The 7,975-nt window shown below is 51.7% G+C and carries 6 protein-coding genes and 1 pseudogene; 5 read left to right on the forward strand and 2 right to left on the reverse strand.

The genetic code is table 11. The features are described from left to right. Window positions 1-23 precede the first annotated feature (23 nt). A complete protein-coding gene (locus SPM24T3_RS05710) occupies window positions 24-1,553 on the forward strand; it encodes a helicase HerA-like domain-containing protein (protein WP_009635766.1) in 1,530 nt (509 codons plus the stop codon). Here the strand turns inward: SPM24T3_RS05710 and SPM24T3_RS05715 are convergent. Beyond that, the gene (locus SPM24T3_RS05715) at window positions 1,524-2,387 is read right to left on the reverse strand and encodes a hypothetical protein (RefSeq protein ID WP_009635767.1); all 864 of its coding nucleotides are present in this window, start codon (window positions 2,385-2,387) and stop codon (window positions 1,524-1,526) included. The two genes, SPM24T3_RS05710 and SPM24T3_RS05715, sit on opposite strands and share 30 nt — an antisense overlap. Window positions 2,388-2,594: 207 nt before the next feature. Between SPM24T3_RS05715 and SPM24T3_RS24535 the strand changes: the two genes are divergently transcribed. The 4 genes from SPM24T3_RS24535 to SPM24T3_RS05730 all read left to right on the forward strand — a co-directional run bounded on the left by SPM24T3_RS24535 (window position 2,595) and on the right by SPM24T3_RS05730 (window position 5,375). Then, a complete protein-coding gene (locus tag SPM24T3_RS24535; RefSeq protein WP_009635768.1) occupies window positions 2,595-2,765 on the forward strand; it encodes a YhfG family protein in 171 nt (56 codons plus the stop codon). Beyond that, window positions 2,755-3,345, forward strand: a complete 591-nt coding sequence (locus SPM24T3_RS05720; RefSeq protein ID WP_009635769.1) for a putative adenosine monophosphate-protein transferase Fic — start codon at window positions 2,755-2,757, stop codon at window positions 3,343-3,345. The genes SPM24T3_RS24535 and SPM24T3_RS05720 overlap by 11 nt, the downstream gene beginning before the upstream one ends. A 97-nt stretch (window positions 3,346-3,442) precedes the next feature. Next, a complete protein-coding gene (locus SPM24T3_RS05725) occupies window positions 3,443-4,018 on the forward strand; it encodes an aminodeoxychorismate synthase component II (protein ID WP_009635770.1) in 576 nt (191 codons plus the stop codon). 142 nt (window positions 4,019-4,160) lie between these two features. Beyond that, window positions 4,161-5,375: an aspartate aminotransferase family protein gene (locus SPM24T3_RS05730; RefSeq protein ID WP_009635771.1), complete on the forward strand. Its 1,215-nt coding sequence runs from the start codon at window positions 4,161-4,163 to the stop codon at window positions 5,373-5,375. Between the two features lie 480 nt (window positions 5,376-5,855). On the opposite strand, the pseudogene SPM24T3_RS05735 reads toward SPM24T3_RS05730, so the two are convergent. Continuing rightward, window positions 5,856-7,934, reverse strand: a pseudogene (locus tag SPM24T3_RS05735) (YccS/YhfK family putative transporter). Window positions 7,935-7,975: the final 41 nt, after the last annotated feature.

A 7,975-nucleotide genomic window follows, 5' to 3' on the forward strand; every position in this document is an offset into this window, starting at 1 on the left:
AGGCGGCCGTGCAAGGAGAAAAGATGAGTGAACCTCGTGTTATTGCAAAAGCAATGCAGGCCGGGAAACCGGCACAGGATCTGGCTATTCTCCCTGCTTTGGCTAATCGCCACGGGTTGATAACCGGTGCTACCGGCACCGGTAAAACGGTTACGCTGCAAAAAATGGCCGAGCAGTTTTCACGCATTGGCGTACCGGTATTTCTTGCCGATGTAAAAGGGGATTTATCGGGAATTGGCACCGCGGCTGTGGCCTCCGATAAACTCAGCGCCAGACTCGCCGCGATTGGCGTCACAGACTGGCAACCCTCGGCTTGCACCATTATTCCGTGGGATATTTTCGGCGAAAAGGGTCATCCGATCCGCGCTACGCTCTCCGATTTAGGCCCTTTATTACTGGGTCGTCTGTTAGATCTCAATGAAGTACAAAATGGCGTATTGCAGCTGGTGTTCAAAATTGCCGACGACAATAGCCTGCTGCTGCTCGACATGAAAGACCTGCGCGCAATGCTGAAATTTGTCGGCGATAACGCTAAACAGTTCCAGACCCAATACGGCAATATTTCTCCCGCTTCGATAGGCGCTATCCAGCGGGGACTCTTGACCCTTGAAAGTCAGGGCGCCAATCAGTTTTTTGGCGAACCGATGTTGGACATTAACGATTTAATGAAAACCGACGCCAATGGGCAGGGCATAATCAACCTGCTGGCAGCGGACAAGCTCATCAATCAGCCGAAACTTTATTCGGTGTTTCTGTTGTGGCTGCTGGCCGAGCTGTTTGAACATCTGCCCGAAGTCGGCGATCCGCAACAGCCAAAGCTGGTGTTTTTCTTCGATGAGGCCCACCTGCTGTTTAACGATGCCCCTGCGGCCTTGTTGACTAAAATTGAACAAGTGGTGCGGCTGATCCGCTCCAAGGGCGTGGGTATCTATTTCGTGACTCAGAATCCGCTGGATATTCCCGACTCAGTGCTGGGGCAGCTCGGCAACCGAGTTCAGCACGCCTTGCGCGCATTTACCCCGCGCGACCAAAAAGCCGTACGTGCAGCGGCGCAAACGCTGCGCGCTAATCCTGCGTTTGATGCCGAAACTGCGATAACCGAACTTGGCGTCGGCGAGGCATTGATCTCATTTCTCGATGAAAAAGGTCGTCCGGCAATTGTTGAGCGAGCAATGGTGATTGCGCCGGAGTCGAAAATGGGGCCGCTGGGTGAAGAAGGGCTCAACAAAGCAATCAATCAGTCACCTTTGTATGGTCGCTATGAAGACGCCATCGACCGCGAATCCGCTTATGAAAAACTTAACGCTCAGGGATTTAATACGGTTGGAACAAACGGGGATAGCGTCGAGGCCAAAAATCCTGCCGCCGAAAAATCTGCTGGCGGTGGACTCATGGACGGTCTCAACGATCTTCTGTTTGGAACCACCGGCCCGCGCGGTGGTAAGCACGACGGCATCGTACAAACGGCAGCAAAAAGCATGGCAAGAGACTTGGGCCGTCAAATTTTACGCGGCGTACTTGGGTCAATTACTGGCGGCAGAAAACGTTTGTAAATAGTTCGGGCTGCAAATCAGCTCGCCGTTTAGGTAGAAATTTTTGCCCATCAAATTAACGTCTCTATTACTGTCGGCCTTGACGATGAGACCAAAGGCGTTTTCTTTGGTGACATGTTGTCCCAAGATCAATGTGTCCTCGGTCATGTAAAAGTCATTGCCGACTACTTCCACATTCCGGATGACAGCTGCAACCGGGATTTTGCCTTGCTCAGGCCTACCAATATCTGTGCCATTCACTTCGCCATTGCGCCTATCAGCCGAACGGCTAGCTTGATCAAAGGTATCAACACCGGCGGCGTGATCTCGTGGATGTACTTGATTGTTGCCGAGTTTCCTAACCGTTGTCTTGTGTTCTGGAGTGGTGTAAAGCGTTTGGATCTTAATATTTTTAGAGGCGTTAATCTGACCAACCTGTGAGTTGATAATCTCGACGCTATCATGGGTCGATTCGACCGTTCCTGTCCTAATCTGAATGACCTGATCAAGGATAATATCGCCGCTAGCCTGAATTTTAGAGCCTGCTTTGCACTGTTTCATGGAGATGTTACCGGACAGTGACTCAATGATTTCCCCGGTGTGAATCACGTTTTCCAGCACAATACTTTTATGCGCTCTGATATCGCCTGTGATATTCCAGGGGCGTTCGGAGTCGTTGCTCTTGATGACAATACCGCCTTGATAGGAAGTGACGTTTTTAAGATTTCTCGAAATTCTGTTCGCATTCTCAAGATTGATGTTGTTGCTTCTCTCTATCGAGCTCGATTGTACCGCCCTTGGTTCCATCGGTCTTGGACTGTGGCTGCGATTCCCTGAGGAGATTGGTGTTGGCATTTTAGCTTCCCTGTCTGGCTGGGCTTAGCCGTAATTTGCGCCACGGAGGTGGCGTTTACAGCAGATAAGAAGTGCCTACTTTGCTGGAGATTGTGATTTTTTACTTACGCGTTTCGCTCATATCTGAATCACATGGCCACGGGCTAAAAAATCATTCTCAGCGTCTATACTTAAACTCCACTGTCTTCGGTCACTGGAGGAATCAGTATGGCAACGAAAATGACAGACAAACAGAAAGAGCAATTTTTCCGCAAACAGCGAAGCTTGAACTTTCAGCGCAGTGCGGCTTTGGATGATCTGCAAACCGAGCACGTTGAATTATCGGAAGATCGAGTCCTTGACCGCATTGAAGAGCTGAGGAGGCACTATGAGCGATAAGCCGGTCACCGGTGCCGATCCCTATCTCTACAAGGGGATTAATGTGCTGAGAAACAAGCTTGAAATCCATGAATCTCATCGTCTGTTGCAAGCAGAGATGGAGTTTACTCCGCTGCGTGCTTCCACTATCGAGCTGGGGCAGCCGAACATCGGTTTGCCGCATCTTTGCGCCATTCACGCCACGCTGTTTCAGGATTTGTTCGATTGGGCCGGCAAACTGCGTGAGGTGGACATTGTCAAAGACGATACGCCGTTTTGCCATTTCGCCTATATTGAGCGCGAAGGCAATAATCTGATGCAGGGGTTGGAAGACGAAGACTATCTGGTTGGATTGCCCAAGGAGGAACTTTGCGAACGCCTCGCGCACTACTATTCCGAAATTAATCTTCTGCATCCTTTCCGTTATGGCAGTGGCCGAGCGCAGCGCATTTTCTTTGAACAGTTGCTGACTCATGCGGGTTATGCGATTGACTGGAGTAAAGTAGAAAATCAGCGTTGGATTGATGCTAACAAGGCGGCAGCTTTTGGCGATGAAAAACCGTTGAGTGAGGTTTTTAAAACCATTATCAGTGATGCCTAGCTCTGGATAGACTGAGTCTGGGAAAAGTCTGCGGGTTACTGACGAAAATAGGTAGAATGACGCGGCTAAATCCCAGACTTTGCCAAACCGGAAAACCATGCTGCTGATTATCGATAACTACGACTCCTTCACCTACAACCTATACCAGTATTTTTGCGAATTAGGGGCGGAGGTGATGGTAAAACGTAACGATGAGCTGCAGCTTGAAGACATTTGCCGCCTTGCCCCCTCGCATTTGGTGATCTCTCCCGGCCCATGTACACCCAATGAAGCGGGGATATCTCTTTCGGCCATCAAGCATTTTGCAGAAATTATGCCGATTCTCGGCGTATGTTTGGGTCATCAGGCGATGGCGCAAAGCTTTGGTGCAGAAGTGGTGCGCGCCCGTCAGGTGATGCACGGCAAAACCTCGTTGATTCAGCATACTGGCACCGGCGTATTTGCGGGCCTTAATCATCCGTTAACCGTTACGCGCTATCATTCGCTGGTGGTTAAGCCGGAAACGCTGCCTGACTGTTTTTCCCTGAGCGCCTGGACCGGCAGCGCCGATGCGCCTGACGAGATCATGGGTATCGCTCATCGCACTTTGCCTTTGCATGGCGTGCAGTTCCACCCGGAGAGTATCCTCAGCGAGCAGGGGCATGAGCTGCTGGATAATTTCCTTAAAATTTAGAGTATTAAAAATTACTTACATCAGGAAGGCGATTAGTGTTTGCCTGTGAGTGATTTTTTATGCATATTTTGTGATTATATTTTCACATTCATTTCGAGTGTGATTCCCTGAAAGCAGCGGCAGCGCAAAGGAGAGTAGGGCAATGACAGAAAAAACAGCGGTAGGTCGTGATGCATTTGACCGGGTAATTTTGCCGGTTTATTCACCAGCCAAGTTTATTCCCGTCAAAGGTAAAGGCAGTCGCGTGTGGGACCAGCAAGGGACCGAATACGTTGACTTCGCCGGCGGGATTGCGGTTACTGCACTGGGTCATTGCCATCCTGCGCTGGTGAAAGCCTTGCATGAGCAAGGTGAAACGTTGTGGCACGTAAGCAACGTGTTCACCAATGAACCGGCTTTGCGTCTGGCGCAAAAACTGATCGACGCCACCTTCGCCGACCGTGTGTTCTTTGCCAACTCCGGCGCAGAAGCGAACGAAGCTGCCTTTAAGCTGGCGCGTTACTATTCTTCAGCTAAGCACAGCCCGTACAAAAGCAAAATCATCGCTTTCCACAACGGTTTCCATGGTCGCACGTTGTTCACTGTCTCTGTTGGCGGTCAGCCTAAATATTCAGACGGTTTTGGCCCGAAACCTGCCGATATCGTCCACGTACCTTTTAACGATCTCGAGGCTGTGAAAGCAGTAATCGATGATCACACCTGCGCTATTGTGGTTGAGCCGATTCAGGGTGAAGGCGGCGTGACCCCGGCAACTCAAGAATTCCTGCAAGGTCTGCGCGAGCTGTGCGACGCCAATAAAGCGCTGCTGGTATTCGATGAAGTGCAGAGCGGTATGGGCCGTAGCGGCAAACTGTTCAGCTATATGTATTACGGCGTGACGCCAGACATTTTGACCACCGCCAAGGCGCTGGGCGGCGGCTTCCCGGTGAGTGCGATGATCACCACCGAAGAAGTGGCTTCTGTCATGGCTCCGGGCAAACACGGCACCACTTACGGCGGTAACCCGCTGGCCTGTGCGGTAGCGGAAGCCGCGCTGGACGTGATCAACACCCCGCAAGTGCTGGCGGGTATTGCCGAGCGTCGCAATGCGTTTATCAACGCGCTGGAAGCCATTAACGCGAAATATCACGTGTTCAGCGAATTCCGCGGTCAGGGCCTGCTGATCGGTGCCGAGCTGTCAGACAATTACAAGGATCGCGCTGGTGAATTCCTCAATGCGTCGTCTGAGTTTGGTTTGATGATGCTGGTAGCGGGAAGCAACGTAATGCGTTTTGCGCCTTCGCTGGTGATCGACTTCGAAGACATCAAAGAAGGCATGGCACGCTTTGAAAAAGCTGTGCAGAAAGTCGTCGGCTAATAACACTCCGTTTGGTGTGCTGCGCACGGCATGACGGCATGACTGCATGCGCTGCGCTTACTGGGCGCTGGCCCACACCAGCCAGAGGGGATTCCAAGGCAAATCCCCTCTGGACACCCGTGCCTTTGCCCTCGCGACGCGATTAGTGCAAAAGAACGAGATCGTTTCATTGACCGCAGCTCTCAGCGTTGGCCTTGGGCCGCCAATCCCACCTTACAAAGAAAACCCGGCAACTCTACGGCGGTCAAGACCCGTTCTCTTAAAGAGCTTTCTTTAATTTTTTTAGGTGCTTAGGTTAGGATTTGTTATTTAAATCTAGATAATTAAATTCATTAGGGAAGGTGTTTTGACCTCAGTTCAGGTTGCCGGTTAAATGCTCATTGAAATTATTGAACCGGAAAAACTCCTGAGAGCTTATTGGCCTTGATTCAAAGTTTATTGACCTTGAAAATGCGATTGCGTCACTCCATAAAACAGCGCTTACTCTTTCACTCTTCTCGTCAACCATATCCCGTGATGCGGCCGTTGTTTCCAGGCAAGGGACGAAATGGTATGCATGGCAGCCAGATGCGACAGCATGCGGCGCAAATGGCGTTCCATCTCGGTGATCGGCATGTCGGAATGCTGCTCCGGCGCGTTAAACAGTGACTTTTCGCTGCTCGGCCCATCATAAATCAGTCGCTGCTGACAGCCTTGCAGCGCGATTTCGCAGGTTTGCAAATACTCGACCGCCAGCTTCGGCGTCAACATATAATGCTCGCGGGCAAGAATCGTCATCGCGTTAATGTGATCGACAATAAACTGGCTATGAGTTACCCACAAACGCATATCTGACAGATAATCCGAATTAAAACCCGGCTCCTGCATCGCCTGATTCAGCGAGGTGAACAGCTGGTTGTGAGCCTGATTGACCTTCATGCGCGCATAGGCCAACTCGGCAGGGTCGGGATTGTCGTGTAAGACCAGCCGAATAGCCTGTTGATCGGTCTCCAGCGCCTGATGGGCGTTGGTCCTGAGCATGCCGCTTTGCCACTGCGGCCACAGCCAAATCGTGCCACCAAACGCCAACGCGCAGCCAATCAGTGTGTCGAACAGTCGCGGCAGCAGGAAATGCGCGCCGTTAAGCGCCAGCAATTGCAGGGTATAAACGGCGGTCACGGTCAGGCCAATCATCCCAAGACCGTAGTTTTTACGCAGTACGGTGTAAGAAACCAGTGTGATAATCAGCATGAAAAATAGCGTGATGTTTTGCGGAATTTCTAGCTGCAAAAGCCCCGCAGCGGCAATCAGGCCAATCAGTGTGCCCAATGCTCGGTGCTGGATACGCACACGGGTAGCGTTATAACCATTCTGGCTAACCAGCAGCGTAGTCAGCAAAATCCAGTATGGCTTGGGCAAATTGAAAAATAGCCCCAGACTGCTGCCCAGCGCCAGAATCAGTCCTAAACGAGCAGCATTGCGCAGCGCCGCCGATTTGAAAGATAAATAACTTTTAAGCGCGGGCCAGAACGGCAGGCGATTTTGCGTTTGCATCAAATCGCGACGATACAGCGGGCGCTGGGTGCGCAGCAGGCGCGCGATGCGGCTGAAATGGTAATAGCAGAATTGGCCAACCGGATTATCTCGATAGCGGGAGGAGATTTTTTCCAGCGCCGCCAGCTCGTTGGCCATGGTAAAACGGTCAGAACGGCGATGATAGAGAATGTCTCCGGCAATTACCCGCAGTCGGGTCGCGATAATCTTTGCGTTACGGCGGATAACCGCCTCGGCGTGGCTCTCCTCTACCAGCTTTTGCACCTCTGAAGGTAAATGCAGGCTGACGGTAATGTGCTCCTGCAAATCCAGCGCCACCTAAAAACTTCGCAGCAGTCGCTTGTGGTGCTGACGATCGCCGGTCGGTAGCATGTGAATTTGCTGGTACATGGTAGCGATCAGGTCGATAACTTTTTGTTGCCGGTTAAGCAACGGCGGCAGCGCGGTTTCAGGGTCGGTGTGCTGGGTCAGGAGGCTATATTTCGCTTCAAAATAGTCGGCCAGTTCATGGTAAAGCTGGCTGAGCGTTTCGCGCATCGGCTGCTCATCAGAGAGTCGAAACCAGAACCAGTTAAACAGCCCGTACCACGCCGTGCCGACCACGAACAGCATCGGAGCCTGCCAGATCGGCACCGCGCCCGCCATACTCAAGGTGAAAATCGCCGCTACCAGTGCGCCGGGCAGCAGGCGAGCATGCAGTGGGCCAATCGCGCCGGTCACGCCAACCAGTAGCGTCAGGCCAAGCATGATCAGCGGCAGCGGCCAATGCCAGTTAATCAGCATCAACTGGAGCAGAACACTGCTTACGGCAAACAGCGAGCCGCCTACAGCAAGGCGTTTGAAAAAACGTTTATGCGGGGTGTCGAGGCCGGAAATATTGCAGTAGGCAGGGACCAGCGCGAACAGCATTCCCATTCTTAACTGACCAAACAGCATGGCGATAGCAATAGGCAGGCAGAGAACCAGCGTTTGTCTCAGCGCGTAGTTAACTTCAGGGTGATAAAAGATTCGTCGCCAAAGCGTCATAATTGAGAGGATACAACAAAAAACGGCGCGACAGTTATCTG

This window comes from Serratia sp. M24T3, from assembly GCF_000257645.1.
GTDB lineage: Bacteria > Pseudomonadota > Gammaproteobacteria > Enterobacterales > Enterobacteriaceae > Rouxiella.

Excerpts from the sequence above, each read along its gene's own strand:
- SPM24T3_RS05710 (WP_009635766.1), top strand. The coding sequence starts at position 24 with ATGAGTGAACCTCGTGTTATTGCAAAAGCAATGCAGGCCGGGAAACCG.
- SPM24T3_RS05715 (WP_009635767.1), bottom strand. The coding sequence starts at position 2,387 with ATGCCAACACCAATCTCCTCAGGGAATCGCAGCCACAGTCCAAGACCG.
- SPM24T3_RS24535 (WP_009635768.1), top strand. The coding sequence starts at position 2,595 with ATGGCAACGAAAATGACAGACAAACAGAAAGAGCAATTTTTCCGCAAA.
- SPM24T3_RS05720 (WP_009635769.1), top strand. The coding sequence starts at position 2,755 with ATGAGCGATAAGCCGGTCACCGGTGCCGATCCCTATCTCTACAAGGGG.
- SPM24T3_RS05725 (WP_009635770.1), top strand. The coding sequence starts at position 3,443 with ATGCTGCTGATTATCGATAACTACGACTCCTTCACCTACAACCTATAC.
- SPM24T3_RS05730 (WP_009635771.1), top strand. The coding sequence starts at position 4,161 with ATGACAGAAAAAACAGCGGTAGGTCGTGATGCATTTGACCGGGTAATT.